Origin of the sequence: Sphingomonas sediminicola (genome assembly GCF_014489515.1) — a bacterium.
Lineage (GTDB): Bacteria > Pseudomonadota > Alphaproteobacteria > Sphingomonadales > Sphingomonadaceae > Sphingomicrobium > Sphingomicrobium sediminicola.
The window spans coordinates 488,915-515,668 of record NZ_CP060782.1 but is presented as its reverse complement, the minus strand read 5'-3'; the positions used below and the strand labels follow the sequence as shown (position 1 = coordinate 515,668).

Annotated in this window: 25 protein-coding genes and 3 pseudogenes; 16 read left to right on the top strand and 12 right to left on the bottom strand. The window is 61.4% G+C overall.

What is annotated here, in order from left to right:
* Positions 1-43 precede the first annotated feature (43 nt).
* Together H9L14_RS02825 and H9L14_RS02820 are read left to right on the top strand one after the other, a co-directional pair.
* Positions 44-832 (top strand): glycosyltransferase family protein, encoded by a 789-nt coding sequence (locus H9L14_RS02825; protein ID WP_187709150.1) that lies wholly within the window; start codon positions 44-46, stop codon positions 830-832.
* Complete coding sequence (locus H9L14_RS02820; protein ID WP_222950001.1) at positions 796-1,179, top strand: hypothetical protein; 384 nt, start codon at positions 796-798, stop codon at positions 1,177-1,179. The genes H9L14_RS02825 and H9L14_RS02820 overlap by 37 nt, the downstream gene beginning before the upstream one ends.
* Here H9L14_RS02820 and H9L14_RS02815 read toward each other — a convergent pair.
* Together H9L14_RS02815 and H9L14_RS02810 are read right to left on the bottom strand one after the other, a co-directional pair.
* The gene (locus tag H9L14_RS02815) at positions 1,140-2,567 is read right to left on the bottom strand and encodes a hypothetical protein (protein ID WP_187709149.1); all 1,428 of its coding nucleotides are present in this window, start codon (positions 2,565-2,567) and stop codon (positions 1,140-1,142) included. The genes H9L14_RS02820 and H9L14_RS02815 overlap by 40 nt on opposite strands.
* On the bottom strand, positions 2,567-3,598 hold the full coding sequence (locus H9L14_RS02810; protein WP_187709148.1) for a glycosyltransferase family 87 protein: 1,032 nt from the start codon (positions 3,596-3,598) through the stop codon (positions 2,567-2,569). The genes H9L14_RS02815 and H9L14_RS02810 overlap by 1 nt, the downstream gene beginning before the upstream one ends.
* Before the next feature lie 191 nt (positions 3,599-3,789).
* Here H9L14_RS02810 and H9L14_RS02805 point away from each other — a divergent pair, with 191 nt between their 5' ends.
* A complete protein-coding gene (locus tag H9L14_RS02805; RefSeq protein ID WP_187709147.1) occupies positions 3,790-4,080 on the top strand; it encodes a copper resistance CopC family protein in 291 nt (96 codons plus the stop codon).
* A gap of 45 nt (positions 4,081-4,125) precedes the next feature.
* Here the strand turns inward: H9L14_RS02805 and H9L14_RS02800 are convergent, their stop codons facing one another.
* The gene (locus tag H9L14_RS02800) at positions 4,126-5,010 is read right to left on the bottom strand and encodes a hypothetical protein (protein WP_187709146.1); all 885 of its coding nucleotides are present in this window, start codon (positions 5,008-5,010) and stop codon (positions 4,126-4,128) included.
* Between the two features lie 397 nt (positions 5,011-5,407).
* Here H9L14_RS02800 and rplJ point away from each other — a divergent pair, with 397 nt between their 5' ends.
* From rplJ to H9L14_RS02775, 6 genes and pseudogenes are all read left to right on the top strand, one after another.
* The gene (gene rplJ / locus H9L14_RS02795) at positions 5,408-5,920 is read left to right on the top strand and encodes a 50S ribosomal protein L10 (RefSeq protein WP_187709145.1); all 513 of its coding nucleotides are present in this window, start codon (positions 5,408-5,410) and stop codon (positions 5,918-5,920) included.
* A 60-nt stretch (positions 5,921-5,980) separates the two neighbouring features.
* Positions 5,981-6,355 carry a 50S ribosomal protein L7/L12 gene (gene rplL, locus H9L14_RS02790; RefSeq protein WP_187709144.1) on the top strand — a complete coding sequence of 125 codons (375 nt, stop codon included), beginning with the start codon at positions 5,981-5,983 and terminating at the stop codon, positions 6,353-6,355.
* A 380-nt stretch (positions 6,356-6,735) separates the two neighbouring features.
* Entirely contained in the window at positions 6,736-7,338 is a 603-nt protein-coding gene (locus H9L14_RS02785; protein ID WP_343070217.1) for a polysaccharide biosynthesis/export family protein, read from the top strand.
* Between the two features lie 950 nt (positions 7,339-8,288).
* The gene (locus H9L14_RS02780) at positions 8,289-8,669 is read left to right on the top strand and encodes a response regulator (RefSeq protein ID WP_187709142.1); all 381 of its coding nucleotides are present in this window, start codon (positions 8,289-8,291) and stop codon (positions 8,667-8,669) included.
* A 245-nt stretch (positions 8,670-8,914) separates the two neighbouring features.
* Positions 8,915-9,193, top strand: a pseudogene (locus H9L14_RS17275) (PHB depolymerase family esterase); the annotation flags it as partial.
* A gap of 92 nt (positions 9,194-9,285) precedes the next feature.
* The gene (locus H9L14_RS02775; protein WP_425506894.1) at positions 9,286-10,023 is read left to right on the top strand and encodes an extracellular catalytic domain type 1 short-chain-length polyhydroxyalkanoate depolymerase; all 738 of its coding nucleotides are present in this window, start codon (positions 9,286-9,288) and stop codon (positions 10,021-10,023) included.
* A 660-nt stretch (positions 10,024-10,683) separates the two neighbouring features.
* Here the strand turns inward: H9L14_RS02775 and H9L14_RS02770 are convergent.
* Positions 10,684-10,950: a hypothetical protein gene (locus H9L14_RS02770; protein ID WP_187709141.1), complete on the bottom strand. Its 267-nt coding sequence runs from the start codon at positions 10,948-10,950 to the stop codon at positions 10,684-10,686.
* A 379-nt stretch (positions 10,951-11,329) separates the two neighbouring features.
* Here H9L14_RS02770 and H9L14_RS02765 point away from each other — a divergent pair, with 379 nt between their 5' ends.
* Entirely contained in the window at positions 11,330-12,709 is a 1,380-nt protein-coding gene (locus H9L14_RS02765; protein ID WP_187709140.1) for a sensor histidine kinase, read from the top strand.
* 120 nt (positions 12,710-12,829) lie between these two features.
* On the opposite strand, the gene H9L14_RS02760 is transcribed toward H9L14_RS02765, so the two are convergent.
* Positions 12,830-13,219, bottom strand: a complete 390-nt coding sequence (locus H9L14_RS02760) for a hypothetical protein (RefSeq protein WP_187710017.1) — start codon at positions 13,217-13,219, stop codon at positions 12,830-12,832.
* Between H9L14_RS02760 and gntA the strand changes: the two genes are divergently transcribed.
* Together gntA and H9L14_RS02750 are read left to right on the top strand one after the other, a co-directional pair.
* Positions 13,153-13,842, top strand: coding sequence for a guanitoxin biosynthesis heme-dependent pre-guanitoxin N-hydroxylase GntA (gntA, locus tag H9L14_RS02755; RefSeq protein WP_187709139.1), 690 nt, complete (start codon positions 13,153-13,155; stop codon positions 13,840-13,842). The two genes, H9L14_RS02760 and gntA, sit on opposite strands and share 67 nt — an antisense overlap.
* Positions 13,839-14,422: pseudogene (locus H9L14_RS02750) on the top strand (DUF1989 domain-containing protein). Before gntA ends, H9L14_RS02750 begins: the two are co-directional and overlap by 4 nt.
* A gap of 51 nt (positions 14,423-14,473) precedes the next feature.
* On the opposite strand, the gene H9L14_RS02745 reads toward H9L14_RS02750, so the two are convergent.
* Positions 14,474-14,977 (bottom strand): GNAT family N-acetyltransferase, encoded by a 504-nt coding sequence (locus H9L14_RS02745; protein ID WP_187709138.1) that lies wholly within the window; start codon positions 14,975-14,977, stop codon positions 14,474-14,476.
* A 256-nt stretch (positions 14,978-15,233) separates the two neighbouring features.
* Here H9L14_RS02745 and H9L14_RS02740 point away from each other — a divergent pair, with 256 nt between their 5' ends.
* The gene (locus tag H9L14_RS02740; protein ID WP_187709137.1) at positions 15,234-15,698 is read left to right on the top strand and encodes a Rid family hydrolase; all 465 of its coding nucleotides are present in this window, start codon (positions 15,234-15,236) and stop codon (positions 15,696-15,698) included.
* A gap of 287 nt (positions 15,699-15,985) precedes the next feature.
* On the opposite strand, the gene H9L14_RS02735 is transcribed toward H9L14_RS02740, so the two are convergent.
* The 6 genes and pseudogenes from H9L14_RS02735 to H9L14_RS02710 all read right to left on the bottom strand — a co-directional run bounded on the left by H9L14_RS02735 (position 15,986) and on the right by H9L14_RS02710 (position 20,721).
* Entirely contained in the window at positions 15,986-16,123 is a 138-nt protein-coding gene (locus H9L14_RS02735) for a hypothetical protein (protein WP_187709136.1), read from the bottom strand.
* Positions 16,120-16,278 (bottom strand): hypothetical protein, encoded by a 159-nt coding sequence (locus H9L14_RS02730; protein WP_187709135.1) that lies wholly within the window; start codon positions 16,276-16,278, stop codon positions 16,120-16,122. Before H9L14_RS02730 ends, H9L14_RS02735 begins: the two co-directional genes overlap by 4 nt.
* Positions 16,279-16,281: 3 nt before the next feature.
* Positions 16,282-16,545, bottom strand: coding sequence for a hypothetical protein (locus tag H9L14_RS02725; RefSeq protein WP_187709134.1), 264 nt, complete (start codon positions 16,543-16,545; stop codon positions 16,282-16,284).
* A 10-nt stretch (positions 16,546-16,555) separates the two neighbouring features.
* A pseudogene (locus H9L14_RS02720) lies at positions 16,556-18,087 on the bottom strand (DHA2 family efflux MFS transporter permease subunit).
* Positions 18,087-19,262 carry an HlyD family secretion protein gene (locus H9L14_RS02715; protein ID WP_187709133.1) on the bottom strand — a complete coding sequence of 392 codons (1,176 nt, stop codon included), beginning with the start codon at positions 19,260-19,262 and terminating at the stop codon, positions 18,087-18,089. Before H9L14_RS02715 ends, H9L14_RS02720 begins: the two are co-directional and overlap by 1 nt.
* Before the next feature lie 22 nt (positions 19,263-19,284).
* Positions 19,285-20,721 carry an efflux transporter outer membrane subunit gene (locus H9L14_RS02710; RefSeq protein WP_343070216.1) on the bottom strand — a complete coding sequence of 479 codons (1,437 nt, stop codon included), beginning with the start codon at positions 20,719-20,721 and terminating at the stop codon, positions 19,285-19,287.
* A gap of 120 nt (positions 20,722-20,841) precedes the next feature.
* Here H9L14_RS02710 and H9L14_RS02705 point away from each other — a divergent pair, with 120 nt between their 5' ends.
* The 3 genes from H9L14_RS02705 to rpoB all read left to right on the top strand — a co-directional run bounded on the left by H9L14_RS02705 (position 20,842) and on the right by rpoB (position 26,743).
* Entirely contained in the window at positions 20,842-21,474 is a 633-nt protein-coding gene (locus H9L14_RS02705; RefSeq protein WP_187709132.1) for a TetR/AcrR family transcriptional regulator, read from the top strand.
* Positions 21,474-22,292 (top strand): acyl-CoA thioesterase, encoded by an 819-nt coding sequence (locus tag H9L14_RS02700; protein ID WP_187709131.1) that lies wholly within the window; start codon positions 21,474-21,476, stop codon positions 22,290-22,292. The genes H9L14_RS02705 and H9L14_RS02700 overlap by 1 nt, the downstream gene beginning before the upstream one ends.
* Positions 22,293-22,573: 281 nt before the next feature.
* Positions 22,574-26,743: a DNA-directed RNA polymerase subunit beta gene (gene rpoB / locus H9L14_RS02695; protein ID WP_187709130.1), complete on the top strand. Its 4,170-nt coding sequence runs from the start codon at positions 22,574-22,576 to the stop codon at positions 26,741-26,743.
* Positions 26,744-26,754: the final 11 nt, after the last annotated feature.

The window sequence follows — 26,754 nt, the reverse complement described above, 5'->3', positions numbered from 1 at the left end:
TGTCGCCGTGTTCTGCTGCGCCTTCGCCCTAGCTGGTTTCACGATGTACGCGTGGCTTCGCGAAACGGCGAAGTCGCCGCTGCTGGGCGCCTTGCTGTTCATGGCGATGCCCTATCACGTGCTCGACTTCTACGGCCGCGGAGCGCTCGCCGAGTTCACCGCGATCGCGCTGATTCCGCTGGTTGCGCTGGGCGTCAAGCGGGCGGCCGAGGGGCGCTTCGTGCTGGGCGCAATCGCGTATGCGGCGATGATCCTGACCCACGTGCCGCTGGCGCTTCTCGCGAGCATCTTCCTTATCGCGCCTTATGCCGTGTGGCTGTGCTGGAAGGAGCCACGGAAGCTATTGCGGGTGGCCATACCGGTGACGCTGGGCATTCTCCTGTCGGCGATCTTCCTCCTGCCCGCGGTGTTGCTCGAGCCCTATCGCGACACAGCGAACCTGTGGCGGCTCGCGACCTTCAACCCGGAGAGCTGGAGCCTCTGGGCGTGGGGCGCGCCGGGCCCGAACCCCGACATGCGATCCGCAGTCGCGGCTGTGATGCTGATTCTGATCATGCCGATCGTGGTTTTGCTCTTCACGACCGAACGGGTGCGAGGCGCCTATGCCGCCATCATGCTGGTCCTGGCGGCGGGGTTGATCCCGGCTTCTGGACCCTGCCCGTCCTGCACACGGTCCAGTTTCCATTCCGCCTGCTCCCCCTCGCCGAGTTCGCGATCGCGACGGGTGTTGCCCACCTCGTTCTCCCGCGAGTGCTCATCGCGGCCGCGGTCGTTCCGGTCCTCGTTCCGTCCGCCTTGTTCCTCGCGGTGCATCCCAACCGTCCGGAAGTGACCACCGCTGAGCTTCCCGCGCATCCCGACGTTCCCGAGATGCTCCCGCCGGGCGAGCGGCCGTACACCTGGCCGTCCCGATGGGCGCTGGAACTTTCGAAGCAGCACACCGGCCGGTTGTTCTACTTCCCGACGTGGGAAGTCGAATGTACGGGACAGAAGGTAGAAACCGCGCCGGAACCGGGCACGCAATTGCTGGGCTACAAGGGGCAGGACTGCGAGCTACGGTTGTCGACGTCCCTTGCTGAAAGGCTGGGCGCGATCCTTTCGCTCGCCGGCCTTTTCATCCTTGCAGGGATCGCCTGGGCTCAGCGCCGGACGTGGATGACGCCGACCTTGTCGGAATAGTAGCGCCGCCATTGCGGCGAGGCGTCGAGCTGCTTCACGAGCGGTTCCTTGGGGCTCAGCAGCGTCCAACGAATATCGTATTTGCGAACTGCCCTGTCGAACTTCGGCATGTCGCCGCTGACGATATCCCACCACTCAAGGACGAACGCGTCGCCGTACATGTCGGCCCGGCCGTCGATATAAGGCTTGATGCCCGCAAGGATGAGCGGCCCGCCGAAGTTGTAGCCGTTCAAGACGGCCTCCCTCCTCATTTCCGCGGGCACGTGCGCGAGGAGTTGTTGGGGAGTGGTCTGGCTATGCTTCGGTTCGAAAGGCACCCACAACCGAAGAAGCGCAAGAAGCGCGACGACCGCCAACGCTCCCCCAGCCCAGAGCCGGCGAACCCGCTTGTCCGGGAACAGGGGCTCGGCGGCTCGCTCCCCCGTGAGGTGCGGCGCTAGAACCATGGTCGCGACGATCACCAGCCAGCTCTGATGCCGGATCTGGGAAAAGGCCCAGCCGAGCAGGAAGAGGAGGAGCAGCGTCTCTCCCAGCCGGAGCTTCGCGCCTCTCAGCATCACCACCGCCAGCGTTCCCAGCAAGACGACGTAGAACAGCGGACTGATGCTCGGGGAACTCGGGTTCCATTCCTGGATAAGGTAGACGGACTTCATTCCCAGGATGTTGAGCGGCAGCAGCAGCTGCGTCAGTCCGTTCGCATTGAGGAGCATGGCAAGGACGCTCGCGATCCCGAAAGTGAGCCAGCCCAGCAGGACCGGCCGAGACCAGCGTGCCGACATCACTGCGTCCAGTGCGATCGGGGCCGCGACGATCCACGCGATCGGGAAGCTCCCGTGGAGGTTGGTCCACACCGTGACCAGCAGCGCGAACCACAGCGGCGGGACCTGCTCCTTGTCCCGGTAATCCAGGAGCAGTGAGGTCCACAGCGCGAGAAGCGGCCAGACGAGCACGTGCGGCCGCGCCAGCATGAACTTGGCAAGGATCAGGTCGAGCGCAAGGAACGATACCAGTGTTGCGACCGGCCCGACCCGCTTCCTCAAGTGGGCGAAGACGATCCAGTGAAGCGCCGTGACCGCCAGCGCGACGATTGCCGCCAGCCCCGCAAATCCCGCGAAGTCGAACGCGCTCGCGTAGATGACTTCGGACAGCCACTCGTGCGCGATCCAGGGATGGCCGGCCATCGTGAACGAGAACGGGTCCGTGGTCGGGATCGCGCGGTTTTGCAGGATCCAGCGGCCCGCCGCCACATGCCAGCTTACGTCCCCGTCGCCGAAAAGGCCGGGCTTGCTGGCCAGCAGCGGCGGCAGGAAAAGCACGAAAACCGCGAACAGCAGCTTGTCGAAGAAGCCGTAGCGCTCGGGACGAATGAGCGGTTGCCGAGCAACCATCACGACACCACTGACTCAGCGCAGGCTTCTGGTGCGGCGGTTCGTCCAGCGACATCTCGCGCCTGCGTCAGGACCAGCGCAAGCAGGGCCAGGACCAGCACAGGAAGGGGACTTACGAAACAGACAAGGACGAGCAAGACGGCGAAGATCCAGAGCGACGGCCTTGCCCGTGAGACGAATGCTGGGATTAGCAAGGCAGTCTCGTAGTTCATGGCATAAGGCGACACGAGCAACGCGGCCCCGATGAGTGCTGCAAATAGGAACGCCGGCTCCGAATTGCGCATGACCCAGACGAGCGCGAAGGCGGGGACGGCGAAGAGCAGCGGATCCGAATTGATCATGTAGTGCGATAATTTCGGATTGGACGTGGCGACGCTGACCAGGTCCCGCGCAGCCGCGATCCACTGTGTCCAGGCGTCAGATCCGAACGAAAGCGTCGCCAGGATCGCCAGGGCGGCCGCCACTCCGGCGGCGATCGTTGCTCCGCGAAGATCACGCTCGAACAGGAAGACAAGAGGGAGAAACAGGCAGAGCTGCGGCTTGAGTGCGACTGCAATGCCGAACACGACACCTCGGCAGGCCGGAAACACCAGCCCGCTGAGAATTAGGCCGCCAACCAGAAGGCTCGGCTGGCCGATATGGGCTAGCAAGAGCAGTGGAGGGAAAACAACGACCCACCATGCCGCGCCGGCCCGAAGCGCGGCCCAAACGAACACCCACAGGCCGGCAAGAGTGAAGGTTGCGTAGCTGAGCCAAAACGGCAGCAGTCCCAGCGCCGCGAACAAAAGCAGGGCCGTCGGCGGATAGGCGAAGGGCCGCTGGCCCAGGTTCGTGAAATCGGGCTGTGCCTGCGTGATCGCAGCAATGTCGTAAGCCGAGGAAAGATGGGCGGCAGCGGTCCAGACGGGCGCGAAGTCGGCGCCGAGGGGCTGGAAGGAATTCAACAGGTACAGCACCCATAGGCTGGCGGACGCCAGCGCCACGACGACGACGGCCTCGTAGAGCAGCCGTATCGAATAGCGAGACCGCACGAACCCTCCCCCGTCCCGACAACTGCCGGCTGCCCCGTTCTAACTCACCAAGTATCCGATTACAGTTCGTTTTGCGTTACTAAGATGGCATGGGAGCAGTGACCGAACGAGCGCGGCTTTCCCGCTGGACGATTGCCATAGGGTTGGCGTTGGGTGCCTGCTCAAGCCCGCAGCCAACGGAAGCTGAACCCATGCAGACCGCAGCGAGCCTGCATATCGTAAGCTCCAACCCGAAGTCCGGTGCAACGGTAACTGGGCCCGTCGACGAGCTCCGGCTCCGCTTTTCCAAGCCAGCGCGCCTCCTCGAGGTCACGATTTCGGGACCGGACGGAGATATGCCGACAATGGTGGATTCCGCGGAAGAGACCTATGAATATTCGATCCCGCTGCCCGACCTCGGCACCGGCAAGTATGAAGCTCGCTGGAGAGCATCAGCGGCGGGAGTGGAAGGTTCGGGCCGCCTGATTTTCAGTGTCAGATAGAAAAGCGGCGGGCCGATAGCCCGCCGCTCTAATGAAACGAGGCTGTTACTGGATTTCGGAACGTTTGGTTTCGAGCGCCCAGAAGACGTGAGTGATCACCTTCTGCCCCGCGCCAAGGTCCTTCACGAAGACGTTCGGACGTCCGGCGGCGTCGCTCCGGATTGCGCGACCCCAGTCGCCGGGGCTGTCGCCGGCCGGCGCGGAGCTGAGACCCGGCGCGACCGCCTTGCCTACTTCACGGACGCCGAAATTCGTCGCCGCCGCTCCGAGAACGGCCGAATTGAAGGAATCGGCGTGGTTGTAGATGATCCCGAGCTCCTCATAGTCGTGGAAGTTCGGGCGCTCATTGTTCTTCGTGCCGTTCGTGCCGGCGGTGCCCGTCGGATCGTTCGTGTAATCCATGCAGGTACCAAGATTGGTGTTCGTGAACGTCTCGTCCTGGTGATCGAGACCGAAGTCATGACCGACTTCCTGACAAGCCACCATGTTGCGCCAAGCCGGCGTGTCATACCTGCTTCCCGGTTGGTAGTAGCTGTCGTTCAGCTTGGTCGTTGCCTGGCTGATATGGCCGTTGCTGAGCCAGATGCTGGCAATGCCCAGCCAGCCGCGCTTCCCATACGCGTAGTTGCAGACCAGGGCTTTGCCCGCGATGGGACTGCACCGCTTGCGATCAGCGCTGCTCGCCGTTCTGCGGAGCGTGAGCACGTCGGGAGCGCCACCCACCACGGGGCTGTTCCAGTCGGAAACCGAACCGGCGATCGCCGAATCCCAATAAGCGGTATTCGAGGTCAGCACGTCTAGGGTCAGCGACCCCGCCGTGGTGCTCGCCCAGTGATAGCCGCCCCAGCTGTGATTTGCAGAAGCTGGAACGGCAAGAGCCAAAGCCGAAGCTGCGGCAATTGCCGCCAGGCGCACGCCTTGAACGCGCATTTCGTTTCCCCTCGTTGATCGTCGATTCGACTGGCGGATGCTCTGCCTCGTCTAATCGACTGTCAATGTTGGTTAATTTTGATGGTTGAAGAGGCTGTCCCGTTTTGCGCCACACTTGACTTGCGAGCGCTCTCGTCTAACTGGCGCAGTTCGCGCGGACCTTCGGGTGCGCGCAACCGTCCGAGACAGTTGCTGGGGCTAGCCCCTTAATTTGCAGCCTAGACGGGGACAGGAATCATTCGGAGACGCCCGCGGGTGTCCCGTCGTGCGTTGCAAAGTGCTTTTAAGCAACGCCAGCGAAACCCACTCCCCACGGACACGAAGTGCTTGGGCGCTTGCGCTCGAGTTTTTGTTGAACCTCGCTCGAAGCTTGCTTCGGGCGAAATACGGAGTTGGCATGGATCGTTCGCAAAAAGCCGATCTGGTCGACGAGCTGAAGCAAGTCTTCACCGAGACAAGCGTCGTTGTGATTACTCGCAACAACGGTCTCTCGGTGGCGCAGTCCACGGACCTGCGTCTGAAGATGCGCGACGCCGGCGCCCAGTACAAAGTTGCGAAGAACCGGCTTGCACTCATTGCGCTGGACGGCACGCGCTACAAGCCGATCGGGGACCTTCTCAAGGGCCCGACCGCGCTTGCCACGTCTGTCGATCCGGTCGCGGCCGCCAAGGTGGCCGTCGACTTCGCCAAGACGAACGACAAGTTCGAAATCGTTGGCGGCGCGATGGGCGACACCGTGCTCGACGTGAACGGGATCAAGGCGCTCGCCGCCCTTCCGTCACTCGACGAACTGCGTGCGACGATCGTGGGCCTCATCCAGGCGCCCGCGACGAAGATCGCACGCACCGTCAACGAGCCCGGCGCACAGCTTGCCCGTGTCTTCGGTGCCTACGCAGCTCAGGCTGCCTAAGGCCGACCTTTTCAATCAACGCACGACATATGGGGCTGAAGCCCCGCAAAGGAGTATCAAATGGCTGACATTGCTAAGCTGGTCGACCAGCTTTCCGAACTGACCGTCCTCGAGGCCGCGGATCTCGCCAAGGCTCTCGAAGAGAAATGGGGTGTCTCCGCCGCCGCCGCCGTTGCCGCCGCTCCGGCCGCTGCAGCCGCCGCTGGCCCGGCCGCCGAAGAGAAGACCGAGTTCGACGTCATCCTCACGGGCGACGGCGGCAAGAAGATCAACGTGATCAAGGAAGTTCGCGCGATCACCGGTCTCGGCCTCGGCGAAGCCAAGGCGCTCGTTGAATCGGCTCCGAAGGCCGTCAAGGAAGGCGTCAACAAGGACGAAGCCGAAAAGATCAAGAAGCAGATCGAGGAAGCCGGCGGCACCGTCGAGCTCAAGTAAGCTTCTGAACGACTTTCGCGGGTGTCTTGAAGCGCCCGTGGATGGGAAGGGGCGGCTCCACTGGGGTCGCCCCTTTTCTATTCGTCCAAGGGAGAAACCACCTCCCATTGATCGCAATCAAGTTGTGCTTTGACGTCCGAAGCCTGCGCGAACCACCCTGCCCGAGTTCGGCTTCATGGCATTGTTCAGATCCATTCCCGGTACCGCGCGTACGCGACCGAGATCAGTGCGCCGGCGATACAGGGGCAGCTTCCCCTTTGGTTATGTCGTTCGGGACCACTGAAGGGAACGACGTAGGTCAGCACCAGCTTCCAGAGCTCCATTCATTCGCAATTAACCGCAATTAGCTGAACGCAAGTCTCTGAAAAATTTAGAAGGTTATGCGAATGAGAAGTCGAACGGGCACTATAATCGGAACTCTGTTCGCGCTTGGATCTGCTGCGGCGTCTGCCCAGCAATCTCTACCCGCAACGCCGGCCGGTCCCGCGTACCGGATCAATCCAGGCGATGAAATTGAAGTCATGGTCTGGGGCGAGGATCGCCTCCAGCGAACCGTCAGAGTGCTCCCCGATGGTAGTTTCGCATTCCCGCTGGTCGGGCAGGTTATGGCAGGCGGCCAACTCCCCTCCGACCTCGAGCGGTACATTACCGCAGCGTTGCGACCACAGTATCGAGGCGTCGTCCCCCAAGTCACTGTTAGCGTGAAGAATCCGTCCGGGTATCAGTTCTCAGTCGTCGGTAAGGTGAGGAGTCCCGGTACATTCACACCGGGCAGATATGTGAACGCACTAGAGGCGATCAGCATCGCTGGCGGGCCAACGGAGTTTGCACAGGTCGGGGATATATCGATCCTTCGAAAGAACGGTCAGACGATGGAAACTCTCCACTCGCGACTTGGCGCGGCGTTGAAAGGCAACCTCCCGCGGTTCCCTCAAAATGATATACCTTCGATACAAAGCGGAGATACTTTGGTCGTGCCGTAAACCGGGACGTCGGCGCAACGGCTGGAACGATCACAGAGCGACAACCTCTGTTCGCCACGATGCAGGAAGCTGAAGCCTTCGTCCGCCGAAACACGCCCCACCCGCAACCCAGTTCAACGACATACGATCACGGCGACGATCAGGCTCCTGCACCGCCTTTCGTTGGACAAGCTAAGCTCCGACACTGATCTTAATATGGTCGGGCTAATAGCCGGGGTTTGTGCTATTCCGCATCATCGCCGCCCTCATTTGGCAATGCGGCGCTGAGAGTTGAATTCACACTCCCGCCCTTCCTGTGGGAGATAAATGATGTCTTCGAACGATACTGAATATTATCGCCGGCGAGCGATCGCTGAGCGCGCGCTGGCTTCGAAATCCGAGCGGGCCAACGTGGCGGCAATCCATGCAGAATTGGCTCGGCAATATCAGGCTTTGGCCGACAAGGCCGAGCTTCGGCCTACGCTCCGGATCGCCTTTCCTAGTCGCCTTTCCGCTTAGGCTTCGTGTTTCTCTCAGATGCGCAAGCCACGACCTTCTTTCGCCTTGCGTCGTGTGTCGAGACCATACTGCCCCGTCTATTTGCAAGCTCATCCGGCGTTCACTTTCTTCCGGCGAGGGGTGTGTACTCGCGAAGATAAGGATCGGGCATGGATCTGAATTACCTATTTCGGCGGCAACAGATCGAACGGAGCCGAGCTCAGACGGCGAGCTCCGACGCAGCGCGTCAGGCTCACGAAGAACTCGCGGCTTGTTACGAGCGGCAGATCAAGGAACAAACTGCGGGGGAGATAACGTTCGAGTCTGATGCGGCTCCCAGCCGATCCGAGTGCGATTGAAGGATCCGGCCGACCACCAAGTTGAAATATGTGAGAACAACTCTAGCCCGCCAGTCCTAAGTGGCGCCTCCGAAACAGTTGGAACGGGGACATGAGCCTTTTGTTAGGAGGAGCATGTCCCATTCAACACCTCGTGAAGTCCTCGTCGTCGAAGACGAGCCGCTCGTAAGAATCGTTGCGGCCGATGCGATCGTCGAGAGCGGGGTCATGGCGTGGGAAGCGGGAGACGCCCGCGAAGCACTGCGAGTGCTGGCTGAACATCCCCGGATTGGGTTGATCTTCACCGACGTAAACATGCCGGGCGAGATGGACGGTTTGGAATTGGCCAATAAGGTGAACAGCGATCGTCCAGAAATGGCGTTGATTGTCACATCTGGCCAAGCGCGGGTGCCCGACAGCAAAATACCGGACCACGGGACCTTCCTTCCGAAACCATACCACACCGACCGTTTGGTCGACCTAGTGCGAGAAAAGTTGGATGGCCGCGGGAGGTAATATTCCATTTAACGTCCACCGTGGACATGATTTCTTGTCTAGCTGAGCCTCCGCCTCGTCGTGAAATCGGCTCCCAAAGCGGTCTCGGTGCGCGCGACCTTGAGCCCAACCAGATGTATCGATCCGGCGACAATCCCTGACCTCGGGAATTTATGTTGCGTTGCAGCAATTCTATTGTGCAGCGCAGCAATGGCCTTATCTTGAGCTGATCAACCAGTTCGGCGTTTTCGGTCAGGAGATGCGTGATGCGCGGCCTTCACGATACAATCACCCGCTTGTCTTCCATGCGAGTGCTGAATTTTCCCGACCCAGGCGGAGCAGACAGCCGACTTGCAGGGTTTGAGCAGTTCGGATCGAACCCCGGCGCGCTCCATGCGAAGGCTTATGTCCCTGGCACCTTTCGCAGGGGCTCACCTCTCGTTGTAGTGCTGCACGGATGTACGCAGAATCCGGCGGTTTACGATCGGAGCTCAGGCTGGTCGCACGCGGCGGAAGAGCATGGTTTCGCCCTGCTTTTTCCGGAGCAGCAAAGGTCCAATAACCCTAACCTTTGCTTCAATTGGTTCTCACGATCGGACGCTACCCGCGATAGCGGGAGGCTCTGTCGATCAGGCAAATGGTGGCGGAGATGCAAGCGCGCCACGGCACCGATCCTGCCCGTGTGTATATTACCGGTCTGTCGGCGGGTGGAGCAATGGCAGCGGTCATGCTCGCCACCTATCCGGATGTCTTCGCCGGCGGCGGAATAATCGCTGGGCTACCGTTTGGCACTGCGCAGTCGATCCCCGAAGCGTTCGACCGGATGCGGGGACAGGGCAGTCCGGCCGCGGGAGAACTCTCCCAAATTGTCCGATCCGCCTCGAGCCACTCCGGACCGTGGCCGACGCTGTCGGTGTGGCATGGCAGCAGTGACAGAACTGTCGACCCCAGGAACGCGGCAGATCTCGTGCACCAGTGGGGCGCCCTTCATGGAGTAGGGAAAGCTCCCACCCGGACCGACCATGTTAGCGGCTATCCCATCGCGTATGGTGCAACACCGAAGGGAGAGAGGTGGTCGAAGAATACGTTATCGTCGGCATGGGACACGGGACGCCCCTCAGCACAGTGGGAGAACAGTCCGACGAAGTCACCGGCCCTTACATGCTTGAAGCTGGCATTTCCTCGACGCGACAGATCTGCCGTTTTTGGGGGTTATCCGGCGAAGTCGGGGCTCAGGCGGCGGAGATGGCGGTCCTCATGCATCGCGAGCCGCAAGCCGCGTGTGGGAGAGAATCGTCGCAGCGTCCTTCCTCGCATCCTCTCGTTGGCGGCGTCACCAAGACAATCGAAGATGCTTTACGCGCTGCGGGCTTGATGTGATGAACCTCATTCACGTGCGTGTGGCGTCATGTGTCGCCGACCGATGAACGTGTTAAGACCTAAGTGCTACGAAAGGGTCAGATCATGCGGAAGAAGCGCGCAGTCGAACCCTCGGACGATAGGAAGCGGCGCCTTGAGGGTAAGGCAAGCAAACGCGTCGAAGACGCCCGCACAGAGGACAACGCTATCGACGAGATGGTGAAGCGGAGCATCGCGAAGCACGGCGCTTAAAGCAGATATCCAGCAGCAGAGGAGATGGCTGTTCCGAAGTTCAAGATCGGATAATCTTCCAGTTGACGGCCTCAACGCGAATGGAAGCTGGATTTGCGCACCGACGACGAGCAGAGCGCCTGGGCCGCTTTTTCCGACCTCGGCGAGGCAGGGAGTTCTCGGGACTCTCGAATGGCTGCTTTGGCTGGAAGACGGAAATTCACGGCACGCATTAGCGCGCGTGGTTGAAGTCGAGCGTCGGAGTATCGAACCTCGCATGAGGGCGGCTGAAATAGTAAGCTGTCAGTGCCAATAGGATTATCGCGGCAACTACGCCCGTTAGCCTCATAAGCGCCCCTGCTTGGGCTGACGCCAATAACAATTGCGGTCGAAGAGTGTCCGCAATGGCGGGATTCTCACTTGGGTGGGGCGGACGGATCCGACTTCATCCCGCATGTTTCATGTGTTCCATCATCATCGACATCATGTCCCGGCACTGGGCCATGCGCTCCATCATTTGCTGGCGCTTGGCAGGATCGGACATCATCTTGTGCATCTGGTCCATGGTTTCTCCAGAAGCACTCGGACCTGGCGAGCTCATCTGATGCTCAGCTTGCATAGCTTGTGTTGCCTGCGCCGCCTGCGCTGCCACTGTCGCCAAGGCGATGCCAACTGCAAAGCCGACGGTCCCCGACCTTAAGTTGCTGCTCATCGTGACCTCCTCTCAGTAGCGACGATAGGCGTGGTTGCGGCCGATCCGCACGTTCGCACGCAGCACTGCAGGTCGCATCCCGCGCCGCACGCTGTTCCTGCAAACACCCGCCTTCGGTAGTATTCAGCGTCGTCCTGCCTCATCACAACCTCTCGCAAGCGTGCTATTGCTCCGCCCGCCGAGGCAATCATTCCGTAAATGTACGGAGCCATAAATTTGGTTGCTTTTCAGACCCGTCGGCTTGCGATGCCATCCGCCGCAATCGCCCGCTGCATTGCAACGATCAGTGGTCCGATCCGTTGAAGGGATATCACCAGTCACATAGTTTGGTATTGGTGCTGGAGAGCCATGGCACGCTCCCTACTCAAGGAGCGCCGCAATGCACGCACTCGTCATCGAAGATGATCCATTAATCGCGATGTCCATCGAGGACATATTGGCGGAATGCGGGTTCACCTCGTTCGACGTCGTAGGTTCGACAGAGCAGGCACTCGTGGCGGCGCGCATGAGATGCCCAGACCTGATTACCGCGGATGTGCAGCTGAACCCCGGAAGCGGGATCGATGCGGTGGACCGAATATGTGATGGCCCTCCCATACCCGTGATCTTTATCACCGGTAGCCCAGCCGATGTGGTAAAGCGCATGCCTCACCATCCGCTAATCGTGAAGCCATTCACCAAGGAAGTGGTGTCCAGAGCCGTTCGATCGGCACTGGCGACAGCGGAAAAGGCAAAGGTAATGACGGAAACCATCCCCGTGGCCGACACAGTAACGGCTCTCGGCAAAGCCTTGATTGTTTCATCGAGGGCTCCGTTGCTGTTGCTCGCTGAGGACCTGACCGTCATCGGTGCAAGCGGATCGTTTTGCAGCGCGTTCGGGATCGATCCCGCCACCGTAAACGGGACGAAGCTCGCGGCTCTGGGTGACGGTGAATGGGATGTGCCCCAGCTGAACTCGCTGCTTCGCGCCACGTTCGACCACGCGGCTTCGATCGATGCCTACGAGATGGACCTCAAGCGCAAAGGGCACGAGCCTGCCTGCCTAGTGCTCAACGCACACAAACTCGAGTATGGCGACGCTGAGCAGCCTCGGATTGTTCTCGCGGTCACGGACATCACCTCCGCGCGTTTGGCCGAGAAGCTCAAGGACGAACTGGTACGGCGCAACCAGATCCTCCTGCAGGAACTGCAGCATCGCGTAGCGAACAGCCTGCAAATCATCGCCAGCGTTCTCATGCAAAGCGCTCGCCGAGTGCAATCCGAAGAAACTCGAACCCATCTTCAGGACGCCCATCAGAGGGTGATGTCCATTGCCACGCTGCAAAAGCAGCTGGCGATGAAGAGTGCGGATAAGGTCGAACTGAACAAATATCTCAGCGACTTGTGCGCCAGCATCGGCGCGTCAATGATCGACGATGCAAACCGTATCTCCCTATCGTCCAAGGTCGACGACACGGTCACGAATGCCAATGTTTCTGTCAGTCTTGGTTTGATAGTCACCGAACTCGTCATCAATGCGCTCAAGCACGCCTTTCCCGGCCGGAACCAGAAGGGCCAGATTCAAGTCGACTACTCGTCGAGCGACAAAGGTTGGACGCTGACGGTGGGTGACAACGGAAACGGCATGGCCGCAGAGAGCGACGCAAAACCGGGACTTGGCACAGGGATTGTCAAAGCGCTTGCGAAACAGCTGGATGCCACCGTTGATGTGGCTAACCAGGACCCCGGCACGAAAGTGACCGTCGCCCACGTCTCCTGAGGCCTGCCGAAGCCCCAACTAACTCTACCTCCAATGTTCGCCTTTGGGTGGAAAGCCGACATTCTAAGCTGCCACACCTCGTTCTGGCATTGTTGCGTGCGGCGGCAGGTCTTCGTTAGCCTAGCCTAAGTGCGAGTTTTCGAGCCGGTCCGCTTGTCGTTCCAGATCCTCGGCAGTTTGAAGAAACAATAGCTCGATCTCAGCATCTTTCGTGCTCATCGCAAGCTCGCGGCAGTGCTTCGCCTGAGCACGTGATTCGTCGGCACCGATCAACTTCATACAACAGAAGCGAATTGGAAGACTTTGCGTTCCGCCGCTCGCGATAAGCCGCGTCTCAGCGCCGAAATATCCACAACTGGTGGGAAGCGGATGTAAGAGCGGCTCGACTGAATGCGCGTGGGTTGCTTCCGGCAACCCTTCCTTCCAACGCTCGTTCATGGCTGATGTACCATTGGTCTTACGAAAATCAGCACGCCATTGAACACGACTTTTCGGAATTCGTCCGGTCACGCGATTTTCCGTGCGTCGGCGCGAAGTCCGCTCTTGGCCGCGGCACATTAAAAGTCATCGCTTGTCGATCGATCACCAGCTCATGGGACGACCTGCGGTTGCACGAAATCGCACGCAAATGGGCCCAGGAATACAAGCGCGATCGCGGATTGTTTCGCAGTTTGGCATTCGTCTTCGAGGGGCCCTTGGACCTTGCAGAGGAAGAGTTCGAAGACGCTCTGTGGGAACGACTCCAATCGATGAGCGACAAGGATGAGTGGCGGGGGATCGCTCCGGACCAGCGAGTCAGCACCGATCCCGAAGATCCCCATTTCTCTTTGAGCTTTGGTGGGGAGGCCTTCTTCGCTGTGGGCTTGCATCCCGGCGCAAGTCGCCCGGCGCGACGGTTTCAATACCCGACGATCGTACTGAACCTCCATGACCAGTTTGAGCAACTGAGAATCACGGGTCGGTACGAGGGTCTCCGCAAGGCGATCCTGGAACGAGACGATGTGCTAGCGGGGTCGATCAATCCGATGTTGGCGCGCCACGGAGAGTTGAGCGCGGCTCGTCAATATAGTGGACGACAGGTCGCCAGTGACTGGGTCTGTCCGTTCAGCCGCAGCAATGACGAAGGACAGTGACCGCGCAGCTAATCCCGCCAAGGAGCGGCGTCGCATTTCGCCTGGATGAAGGCCAGACATTGACCGTCACGGACATCGAAGGCGTGCAAGTTGCCGATTTGCTCGCCTACAACTCTGTCGATGTGCGAGAGGTCATATCGAGCGGTCGGACGGTCGATTATGCGGAGACGATCAGGCTCACAGTCGGCAGCATCCTGTACTCCAATCGATCCCGCCCAATGCTGTCCATCATCGAGGATACGGTTGGCATCCACGATTTTCTTCTAACTCCTTGCAGCGAAGCGACCTTTCGCCACTTTTACCCGGATCAGCCCGTTCATCGCGGGTGCTTCGGAAATCTGGCGGATGCGCTGGCGCCCTACGGCATCGAGCCGGACATGATCCCAATCGCGTTCAACGTCTTCATGAACGTCCCCGTCGGAATCGATGGCAGGATTAGGGTGGAGCCCCGGTAAGCAGAGCGGGGGATTTTATTCGCTTTCGAGCGGAGATGCCGTTGGTGATCGGGCTCACAGCTTGCTCCGCCTATTCAAGCAATGGCGGCAGCTTCAAGCCAATTGGATTCTCCATCGCCGATTAGAATTGGCGCAATGTTTTACAAGGGTGGAAAGCGGACATCCAAGGTTCGATCTCAGGGCGCCATTTCGTAGATGTTTCGTTCGAGGCCGTCCGGAAACATGTCGCGCGATATGATCGTGCCGCCGAGCTTCTGCGCCAATCGCTTTGCCGGCTCGTTCTGATCATCCATGTGCGTTTCGACAGCGCTCCAACCAAGCACTTCCTGAGCCCACCGGATCGCAGCTCTTGACGCCTCTTCCGCGTAACCGTTGCGACGTGCGCCTGGCACTATCCACCAAGTCAGTTCGTGCCTCGGCCAACCCTCTGGCCAAACGATCCCGCACCCGCCTACCATCGTGCTGCTCGCCTGCTCGACTACCGACCACATGCCAAAGCCGCGCAGTGTCCAGTGACCTACGTCGTACGCGAGTTTCCGCCACGCCTGCGCTGCTGTCAGTGGCCCGCCGTAGAACAATGAAGCCGACCGATCGGCATAGAAGTCTCGGTAGGTTTCGAAATCGGTCACCGAAGGTGCACGGAGGACGAGCCGCTCAGTGCGAAGCGTAGGGATATGCATGGGTGACCGTTTACTGGTTGCCAGAGAGGCGTCGACTCTAATGTCAGCTTCGGGTCGAAAGCCGACACTTCGTCGAAGGCCGGAGACAGTTCATCTAGCCGACTGAGCGCTTCGATCAGACACGAGCCAGTACACATGAACTGGAAGAAATGGATGAAGCGGAGATGACGAGATTTTGGCGGCACTCGGCGCCTAAGTGCCAGTAGACGCTCCCGGCCACGCAGAGGCAACTCTAGACATCGTAAAGGAGGATCACTTGGTATTATTCACGACGATTGCGGCCTTTGCCGCGGCCGCCCAGTCAGGAGGTGCTCGCCAACAGGCGGTCGTGATCATGCCCGAAAATGCGCGACAGCGTCAGTTACAGGAGCAGATCGGCTGGGCCGACGCTGTCGTCAGCAATGGCGTCGTCTATGTTTCCGGAGTGCCTGCCTATCTCGCTCCCGGCGAGAAGGACATGGAGAACGCTTTCGTCAGGGCTTTCGACGCGATCGGCAAGACTTTGCAGCGCGCAGGCGTAAGCTGGGATGACGTCGTCGAACTGCGTACCTATCACACCGATCCGACCGCACAGATCGACGCCTTCGCCAAGGTGAAAAGCCGGTACATGAAATCGCCGCCGCCAGCCTGGAGTGCTATCGGAACCTCTGGCTTGCTTCAGCCCGGCGCGCTGGTCGAAATCGCAGTTGTCGCGCACGTTCCAAAACAGAAGTCGAGATAAATATCGGGCCGTGCGCTGTCGATCTAATGTCCGCATTGGGTGGAAAGCCGACATGCGGCGAGCCATAAGCGTACCAATGGGTACCCGATGCACGTTCTGCTCTAATTGGCGGACTGCTGGTTCTGACATTTGCAGCCGCGGCGCTTGGCGCTTTTGTGTGGGTCGACCGTGCATTGGCGGCTGTCCAAGGCAGAGGCTCAGGAGTTTCATGCCATGGTGCGCTAACCCGAACCTTAATTGCGACGGTCCCTAAGCTGCGCAGATGGGCGCACCATGACCCCGGTCAATTAGAGTGCGAAGTTTCCGGCGAGGTCCGGATAGGCCGAGCGCACCGGCGCTGGACGCCGCTTCAGCAGATACCATGCGCTGGCTGCAACCCCGACGATCAGGGCCTCGACCAGCCTGCTTGCCGCACGACCGTTCATCGGTGGTTTCCTGTCGATGCCGTCATGAGCACGCGGTCGTCGCGAGCGCCGAGTCCGACCATCAAGCCTGACAGGACGAGCATCGCCGCGAGGATCGCCAGGACGGCGCCGGCCATCCCGGCCGCCGCGATCTTCCGCTCCGTTTTCGCTGTCATTTCTCATTCCTCGTTTTCGACAGCGCACTGTGAACGGACGCTTAGCGTTCCGAACCCAGGCAGCTCCCTCTGGAAGAAGATCGGGCAGTCCCGCTCATCCTTGAAGGAGGTGAAGTCGGAACCGACCCACATCCGCCAATCTCTCTCCGGCGCCCTCGGCTGCGTGCCCGGAACGAGCGAATAGTCGATCGCCATAGGCTGGCCGTCATCGGCCGCCTCAACGGTCCGCATGCCGGACAGGGCAGCGGCAAACATCAAATCCAACACTTCCTTTCTCCTAGTGAGCATGGCCGGCGGCGACCGCGTGCTTGGGACGCGGGGCAAGCCAGACGATTGACGCTGCTGCGGCGAACACGATTGCCGCGGTGGTAAAGATTGAGCCGGTGGCGAGTGCGGTCGCCTGGCCGTCGACGAGATTGCTCACGACCTGGCGGGACTGCTCGACCGTGTAGCCGTGCATCTGCAGCGACTGCATGGTCTGCTGGGCCCGTTGAGGACGCCCGACAGTTCGGCCCGGGTCGCCTGAGCTCCGTCGTACCAGACAGTCGTCGCGATTGCTGTCGCGACCGCGCCAGACATGGTGCGCAGGAAGTTCATCACGCCGGCCGCGGAGGCGACTTCGCTTTCCTCGACCGCGCCCAGAGCGAGCGAGGTCAGCGGCACGAAGAAGAAAGGCATGCCGGCGCCCTGGATCAGCTGCGGCAAGGCAAGCGTCCAGAAGTCGGAATCGCTGGTCCACCAGAAGACGCGGATCAGCGAGGTCGCGCCTAGCCAGAGCACGCCGAACGACACCAGCAGGCGCGGATCGACCTTCTCGGACAACTTGGCGACGACCGGGGCCATCATGACCGCCGCGACGCCATTGAAGGCGGTCGCATAGCCGGCCCAGGTCGCGGTGTAACCGAGTGCGCCCTGAAGCCATTGTGGAATGACCACGAGACTGGCGAAGAACGTGCCGTAGGCGAACACCAGAGCGATGACGCTGACGGTGAAGCCGCGGTAGCGGAACACTTTCAAGTTTACCGCCGGGTCTTTCTCGAACCATTCCCAGGCGACGAAGAAACTGAAGCCGATGGCCGCGATCACTGCGAGCGACACGATGAAGTTGTTGCCGAACCAGTCGTGCTCGCGCCCGAGGTCGAGCATCAGCTGAAGCGCTCCGACCCAGAGGACGAGCAGCATCAAGCCGATGGTGTCGATCGGCGCCTTCTCCACCTTCGTCTCGGCCTTGCGGAGCAGGACGACGGCACCCGTCGCGCAGATGATCGCGATCGGGATGTTGATGAAGAAGATCCAGTGCCATCCCCAATTGTCGGAGATGGTGCCGCCGAGGATCGGACCGAGGATCGGGGCAACGATTGTCGTCATCGCCCAGATACCGGTCGCCTGCGCATGCTTCTCCTTCGGGAAGATGCTCAGCAGCAGAGTCTGGCTGATCGGCATCAAAGGCCCGCCGCAGAGCCCCTGCCCGATCCGGAAAGCGACCAGCGAGCCGAGACTCCAGGCCATTCCACAAAGGAGGGAAAATACGCCGAACCCGGCCATGCCTAGCGCGAACACGCGGACCGTTCCGAACCGGCGGGCGAGCCAGCCCGTCAAGGGAACGCAGATCGCCTCAGCGACCGCGTAGGACGTGATGACCCACGTACCCTCGCTCGATGAAATGCCGAGGCCGCCCGCGATGTGCGCGACCGACACGTTGGCGATCGTCGTGTCCAGAACCACCATGAAGTTGGTGAAGGCCAGCACGAGGCAGGCGAGGAGCAATGTCCCCTTGCTCATCGCCGGCGCCGACGTCTCCGTCTGCATCACTTGCCTCCGGAAACGTCGATCTTGGCCTCCATGGAGAGGCCGACGCGGAGCGGATGCTTCGCTAGCTCGGCAGGATCGAGAGTGATTCGGACGGGCAGACGCTGCACGACCTTGATCCAGTTACCGGTGGCATTCTGGGCCGGGATCAGCGCGAATGCCGAGCCGGTACCGCCGGAGAAGCCGGCGACGCGGCCGTGGTAGACGACGTCGCCGCCGTAGAGATCGGAGACAAGCTCAACCTCCTGACCCGGCCGGACCTTCGCCAGCTGGCCTTCCTTGAAGTTGGCGTCGACATAGACCTTCCCGATCGGGACGAGGGTCATCACGGGGGTGCCAGCCGCAATGCGCTGGCCGACCTGGACCTGGCGGTTCGTGACGACGCCGTCGATCGGTGCGCGGATGACGGTCCGCTCAAGATCCAGACGAGCCTGCTGAAGCTTGGCCTTGGCGGCGGCGACTTCCGGGCTGGTGTCGATGGTCGAGCCGGCAATCAGCGCTTCGTTCGCAGCCCAGCTTTCGCGGGCCGCGCCACGCATGGCGGCCGCCTGGGCGACGCCGGCGCGGGCAAGCGCGAGGTTCGCTTCGGCGCTCGAATAGGCGTTACGGGCATTCGTCAGCTCTTCGCCGGAGACCGCGCCGGACTCGGCAAGCTCCGAACGGCGGGCGAGGTCGATGCGAGCCTTGCCGAAGTTCGCCTCGGCAGATGCAAGCTGAGCACGCGCCTGACCGACGTCGGCGTCGCGGGCATTGATCTGCGCCGCGAGTGATCCGCCGTTGGCGGCCATCTGCGAATACTGGCGCCGGGCCTTAAAGAACTCGGCCTCGGCCTTGGCAAGCGCGAGGCGCGCATCGCTGTCGTCGAGACGAAGCAGGACGTCGCCCTTGTGCACCATCTGCGTGTTGACGACTGCGACTTCGGTAACGGCCGCCGAAACGAGCGGGGTCACCTGCGCGGAGTCCGCACTGACATAGGCGTTGTCGGTTTCGACATGCGCGTCGTCGAAGAACATCCATGCGCCACCGGCGATTGCGAGCTTCGCGGCTACAAGGGCGAGTAGAACCTTCTTCCGGCGCTTCTTGCGGACATCGTCGGCAGCTCTTTCCGCATCAGGCACGGAAACCTCTTCGAGATTCTCCGCCTGCTGCAATTCAATGGGATCACGTTCAGCCATTTCTTCAATTCCCTGTTTCTTGTCAGTGGATTGAGGCGCTGAAGCCGCCGCCGAGGGCGCGGATCAGCTGCACGTCGAGGGAGAAGGCGCGCGTTTCGAGCTGCGCGACATTCAGCCGTGCTTCGAGCACGCCTTCTTCGGCGGTGAGCACATCGAGATACGTGGACAGGCCGTGCTCGTAGCGTTGGCGGGCGAGGCGGTTGGCCTCTTCAAAACCGGCCAGCGCGCGGCGCGAGTTGGCGAGCCGTGAAACGAGCATCTTCTGGCTCGTCACGGCGTCAGCCGTCTCGTGCAGCGCCTCGATGACCTGGCGGTCGTACAGAGCGACCGCCTCGTCATATTGACCGCGTCGACCGCGGTACTGGCCCTGGAGCGCGCCCCCGTGGAACAAGGGGAGGGAAACCGCGGGGCTCACGCTTCCAATTCCGGAGCCGCTGTTGAACAGATTGCCGAGCCCGAAGGACGACAAGCCGATCAAGGCGCTCAGATTCACGTTGGGATAGAAGGCCGCTTTCGCTTCCTTGATGCGATCGTTCGCGCCTTCGACACGCGCGCGGGCTGCGGCGACGTCGGGGCGGCGAGCGATCAGCTCGATCGATGCGTCGGCCGGGACGCCCTGCGCCTGCAGGGCGGCGACTGCCGGGCGCTCGATCGTCAGCGCACGATCCGGCCCGTTACCGACCAAGGCGGCGAGCGCGTTCCTCGTCAGCGCAATGGCCTCGTCAGTCGATTCAAGGTCGGCCTGCGTCTGCGGGATACGGGCTTCGGCCTGCTTCAGCTCCGCACGAGTATCGAGGCCGATCGCGGTCCGCTGGGCGACGAGCCTGGCCGTCTCCGTACGGATCGCGAGGGCGGCCTCGAGCGTGTCGCGTTGAGCATAAAGCGAGGCCAGCTCCGCATAGGTCGACGCTATTCCGGTGGTCAGCGCGAGCTTGGTGGCTTCCATTTCGTAGCGCGCGGCATCTGCGTCGGCATTGGCCGCCCGGAGCGCGGCGCGGTTCTTGCCCCACAGGTCTAGGTCGAGTGACAGGCTCAGGCCCATCGAACCGCTGTCATTCCAGCCGTTGGGTATCATCGCCGCCGGCACACTCTGGTTCTGGCTCTGCTTAGCGAGCTCAGGCTGCGAGAAGGCGTCGATGGACGGCTTGAGCGCGGCCCCTGCCCTCTGCGCGAAGCCGTCGGCAGCGCGCATACGCGCTGCGGCCGCCTCGAGGTCGGGCGAACTGATCAAGGCCTCGTCTATGAGGCGCGCCAGTTGCGGGTCGCGGTATCGGAGCCACCAGCCGTCTGCCGGCCACGCTGCCTGCGAACCGCCGAGCGAGGCACTCGACGCGAAGGTCGTTGGTGCGCTGATCTCCGGCTTTGCACCGAGGTCCGGAACGGACGCGCACGCGCCCGTCAAAAGGGTGGCCGACAGCATTGCCGCGCGGACGCTCCGCGCAGTGGAAAACCGCATCATCAGTAATATTCCCGTTGATCTGTAACTGTACGGTACGGTTTATTTTACGATTCGCCCCTTGTCAACGCTAAACTGAACCGCCATGTACAGTATTGGGGAATGAGAGGGTGATGCGCGGTTATGCGGGTTAGGACTGACGAAAAGCGGCGCGAGATCGTCAGGGTCGCTTCCGAGCTCTTCGAGGAGCACGGTTTCGAACGGACTTCGATGTCGATGATTTCGGAGCGGCTCGGCGGCTCGAAGGCCACGCTTTACGGCTACTTTAAATCGAAGGAGCAGTTGTTGGCTGCGGTCCTTCTCTATGACGTGACCGATCAAGCCGATCGGCTGATGAATGAGTTCCTGTCATCGGACGATCTTCGGGAAGGCCTGATCAAGCTCGGCGTCGCCTACATGACGCGCCGCTTGTCATCCGTACCGATTGCTAACGTCCGCATGGTCGCCAATCAGCCCTCTGACTCTACGCTCGGCAAGGAGTTCTTCGAAAGAGTGCTGGAGCCGGCCTGGCAACGCCTTGCAAGACGGTTCGAACTGATGATGGATCAGGGACTTCTGAAGCGTGCTGACCCGTGGGTCGCCGCCATGCACTGGAAGGGTCTTAACGAGTGGGACATGTTTGAGAAGAGGCTGCTCGGCGCCATCCGCGGTCCAGACCTCGTCGAAATCAATCGAGCCTCGACACTCGCTGCCGATGCCTTTCTGCAACTCTACGGCCCCGAGAAGCCGAAAAAGAAAGCGCGGGCGAAGGGCTAGTGGCGAACGAACGCCACCCCTTCGACATCGCCACGGACCTTGAGCAAGAGGGCGACGACAGCTGGATTGCACGTACGAGCGACGCCTACTGGAACATGGTCGGACCCTTCGGCGGCCTTGTCGCAGCGCTCCTGTTCAAGTCGGCATTCTCCCATCCAGATCGGGAGGGCGAGCCGCTCGCGCTGACGGTCAACTTCTGCGCCGCCATCGCGAAGGGCGAGATGCAGATCACTGCCAGGCCGGCGCGGACCAATCGCTCGACCCAGCACTGGACCATGACCATGTTCCAGGCAGGCGAGTGCGTCGCGACGGCGACGGCGATGTTTGGGAAGCGGCCCGAGACTTTTGCCGGTCGGCCCGTCGAACCGCCCATTGTGCCTTCACTCGAAAGTCTTCCCCGCATGCCCTGGCCGGGTTCGGGCTGGATTGAACGTTTCGATTTGCGCTTCGCGGAAGGCGAGCCCTTCTGGGCCAACCAACGGGAGGAGCCGTCTTCGGCGCGATCAACGCTCTGGATTGCCTCGGACCCGCCGCGGCCGATGGATTTCGTCGGGCTCGCCGCTCTCACCGACATCTTCTTCGGGCGGATCATCCACGTCCGGCAGCGAATGGTGCCGTTCGGAACGGTCACCCTCACATCCTATTTTCACGCGACGGAAAACGACCTCGCCGAACTTGGCTCAAATCCAATCCTCGGAACTGCGGACGCCCGCATCTTCGACCGCGGGTTTCACGATCAATCCGCGGAGCTTTGGAGCGGCGATGGCCGCCTGCTCGCGACGAGCCACCAGCTCGTTTATTACCGGGATCCGGCCTGACACCCCGACCTCTCTGAAATTTCCTGCAAGACCCCTTCACAAGGGGAAAAATTGGATTATATCGGCTTCATCCAACAAATAGACGGCTCCGCCGCACGATTTCGTGCGTCCCGGGGCTTTTCCCGTCCTCCCCGGGACAGGGTCCGAACAGCGCACGGACCAAACGAATTGGGGAGGAAGAACGGGGGTAGCGCTCCAAACTCAACTCCGGCCGAGGCCGGAGAACTGAGCTGGGCTCTCGCTTCCCGTGCGTGAGCTTCAGCTCCAGCGCAGGGAAGACAATGGCGACCAAAGCGATCGACGCACCTCGTAAGACGACGAGCGGGCTCAAGACCAACTCGCGGCGCATCCGCAAGATTTTCGGCAACGTCCACGAAATCTCGGAAATGCCCAACCTCATCGAGGTTCAGCGCGAGAGCTACGAGCAGTTCCTCCGGTCAGACCCGGCCATCGGCTATGTCTCAGGCCTTGAAAAGACGCTTCGTTCGGTTTTCCCGATCGAGGATTTCGCCGGCACCGCGCACCTCGACTTCGACCGCTACGAGCTGGAACCGCCGAAGTACGACACCGACGAGTGCCGCCAGCGCGGTCTCACCTATGCCGCGCCGATGCGGGTCACACTTCGCCTGACTACGTTCGAGATTGATCCGGAGACCGAGACCAAGTCGGTCATCGATATCAAGGAGCAGGACGTTTACATGGGCGATATGCCGCTCATGACGCAGAACGGCACCTTCATCGTCAATGGCACCGAGCGCGTCATCGTCAGCCAGATGCACCGTTCGCCGGGCGTCCTGTTCGACCACGACCGCGGCAAGACCCACGCCTCGGGCAAGTTCCTCTTCGCCGCCCGCGTCATTCCCTATCGCGGCAGCTGGCTCGATTTCGAGTTCGACGCGAAGGACATCGTCAACGTCCGTATCGACCGCAAGCGCAAGCTGCCGGTCACGACCCTGCTGCTGGCGCTGCAGCTCGGGCCGGAGGAAATCCTCAATCTGTTCTACAACACGGTCAGCTACGTCCGTGGCAAGAACGGCTGGCAGATCCCGTATGTCGCCGACGCATGGCGAGGCCAGAAGCCGCTGCACGACCTGGCCAACGCCGAGACCGGCGAGATCGTGTTCAAGGCCAACGAGAAGATCACCCCGCGCCGCGCCAACCAGGTGGCCAAGGATGGCATGAAGGCGCTCGTCGTTCCGACCGAGGAAATCTTCGGCCGCTATTCGGCGCATGACCTCATCAACGAGAAGACCGGCGAGATTTACATCGAGGCCGGAGACGAGGTTACTGCCGAAAACCTCGAGAAGCTCGACAAGGCGGGCGTGAAGACGCTCGAACTGCTCGACATCGATTACGTGAACACGGGTCCGTGGATCCGCAACACGCTCAAGGCCGACAAGAACGAGGACGCGGATTCGGCTCTTTCCGACATCTACCGCGTCATGCGCCCCGGCGAGCCGCCGACCCGCGAGACCGCGGACGCGCTGTTCTACGGCCTGTTCTTCGATTCCGAGCGCTACGACCTTTCCGCGGTCGGCCGCGTCAAGCTCAACATGCGCCTCGGCCTCGACGTCGAGGACACGGTCACCACCCTTCGTCGCGAGGACATCCTTGCGGTGGTCAAGGAGCTGGTGAACCTCAAGGACGGCAAGGGCGAGATCGACGATATCGACAATCTCGCGAACCGCCGCGTCCGTTCGGTCGGTGAGCTGCTGGAGAACCAGTACCGCATCGGCCTTCTCCGCATGGAGCGCGCCGTTAAGGAGCGCATGAGCTCGGTCGACGTGTCGACGGTCATGCCGAACGACCTCATCAACGCGAAGCCGGCGGTTGCCGCGGTCCGCGAGTTCTTCGGCTCCTCGCAGCTCTCGCAGTTCATGGACCAGACCAACCCGCTGTCCGAAGTGACGCACAAGCGTCGCGTTTCGGCGCTCGGGCCCGGCGGTCTCACCCGCGAGCGCGCGGGCTTCGAGGTCCGCGACGTCCACCCGACGCACTACGGCCGCATCTGCCCGATCGAGACGCCGGAAGGTCCGAACATCGGCCTCATCAACTCGCTCGCCAGCTTCAGCCGCGTGAATAAATACGGGTTCATCGAGACGCCGTACCGCAAGGTCGTCGACGGCAAGGTGACGAAGGACGTCGTCTACCTCTCCGCAATGGAAGAGGCGAAGCACACGATCGCGCAGGCGAACGCCGAGCTGAACAAGGACAACACCTTTGCCGAGGAAATCATCTCCTCACGGCGCAACGGCGATTTCCTGATTGCTCCGCGCGAGCAGATCACGCTGATGGACGTGTCGCCGAAGCAGCTTGTGTCCGTCGCGGCCTCCCTCATCCCGTTCCTCGAGAACGATGACGCGAACCGCGCTCTCATGGGCTCGAACATGCAGCGTCAGGCTGTGCCCCTGCTTCAGGCGGACGCACCGCTTGTCGGCACCGGCATGGAAGAGACTGTCGCCCGCGATTCAGGCGCCGCCATTGCCGCCCGCCGTTCCGGTATCGTCGACCAGGTCGACGCGACCCGTATCGTCGTGCGCGCCACCGGCGACCTCCGCGCGGGTGAATCGGGCGTCGACATCTACACGCTGATGAAGTTCCAGCGCTCGAACCAGAACACCTGCATCAACCAGCGTCCGCTGGTGAAGGTTGGCGACACGGTCGAGGCCGGCGAGATCATCGCCGACGGTCCTTCGACGCAGTTCGGCGAGCTCGCGCTCGGCCGGAACGTGCTCGTCGCGTTCATGCCGTGGAACGGGTACAACTACGAGGACTCGATCCTGATCTCCGAGCGGATCGTGAAGGACGACGTCTTCACCTCGATCCACATCGAAGAGTTCGAGGTCATGGCCCGCGACACCAAGCTCGGGCCGGAAGACATCACCCGCGACATCCCGAACGTCGGCGAGGAAGCTCTTCGCAACCTCGATGAGGCGGGCATCGTATACATTGGCGCAGAGGTCGAGCCTGGCGACATCCTGGTCGGCAAGATCACGCCGAAGGGCGAAAGCCCGATGACGCCGGAGGAAAAGCTCCTCCGCGCCATCTTCGGCGAAAAGGCTTCGGACGTCCGCGACACCTCGCTGCGGCTGCCGCCGGGCGTGTCGGGCACGATCGTCGAGGTCCGCGTCTTCAACCGTCACGGCATCGACATCGATGACCGTACTCGCGCCATCCAGGCCGAGGAAAAGGACCGGTTGAGGAAGGACGCCGACGACGAGCGCGGCATCCTCAACCGGGCGACCTTCGCCCGTCTGAAGGAAATGCTTCTCGGCCAGGTCGCGACCGCAGCTCCGAAAAGCATCAAGAAGGGCGCGACGCTCGACGAGGACATGCTCGAGGCGACGGATAAGCACGACTGGTGGAAGATCGCCGTCAAGGACGACAAGCGCCAGGCCGACATCGAAGCCCTCAAGGGCCAGTACGACGAGGCGGCCAACGTCATCACCCGCCGCTTCGAAGACCGTGTCGAGAAGCTGGAGCGTGGCGACGAGCTGCCGCCGGGTGTGCTGAAGATGGTCAAGGTCTTCGTTGCCGTGAAGCGCAAGCTTCAGCCGGGCGACAAGATGGCCGGCCGTCACGGCAACAAGGGCGTCATCAGCCGCATCCTGCCGATCGAGGACATGCCGTTCCTCGAAGACGGGACGCATGCTGACATCGTGCTCAACCCGCTGGGCGTGCCGTCGCGTATGAACGTCGGTCAGATCTTCGAAACGCACCTTGGCTGGGCTTCGCGCGGTCTCGGGCGCCAGATCGAAGAGATGCTCGACAGCATGCACGAGCGCGGCAAGGACATTGCCGACAAGGACGTGAAGGCTCTCCGCGCGAAGCTGAAGGACATCTACGGCGATGCCTATACGAAGGACATCGACGCGCGCGACGACGCAGCAATCATCGAATTGGCGTCGAACCTGGTAGGCGGCATTCCGATGGGCACCCCTGTGTTCGACGGTGCTCGCGAGAGCGACGTTTCGGCCATGCTGGAGAAGGCAGGTCTAAGCACGTCGGGTCAGGTGACCTTGTACGACGGCCGCACCGGCGATCCTTTCGACCGTCAGGTGACCGTGGGCTACATCTACATGCTGAAGCTCCACCACCTCGTGGACGACAAGATCCACGCGCGGTCAATCGGCCCCTACAGCCTCGTCACCCAGCAGCCGCTGGGCGGTAAGGCGCAGTTCGGCGGACAGCGCTTCGGTGAAATGGAAGTGTGGGCGCTGCAGGCTTACGGCGCTGCCTACACCCTTCAGGAGATGCTGACGGTGAAGTCGGACGACGTGATCGGCCGCACCAAGGTCTACGAGGCGATCGTCAAGGGCGACGACACCTTCGAGGCCGGCATTCCGGAGAGCTTCAACGTTCTCGTAAAGGAAATGCGCAGCCTTGGCCTGAACGTCGAGCTGGACTCGGTCGCCTCCGAGGATGAGCCGCCGGCAATCGCGGCCGAATAATTGAACGAGAT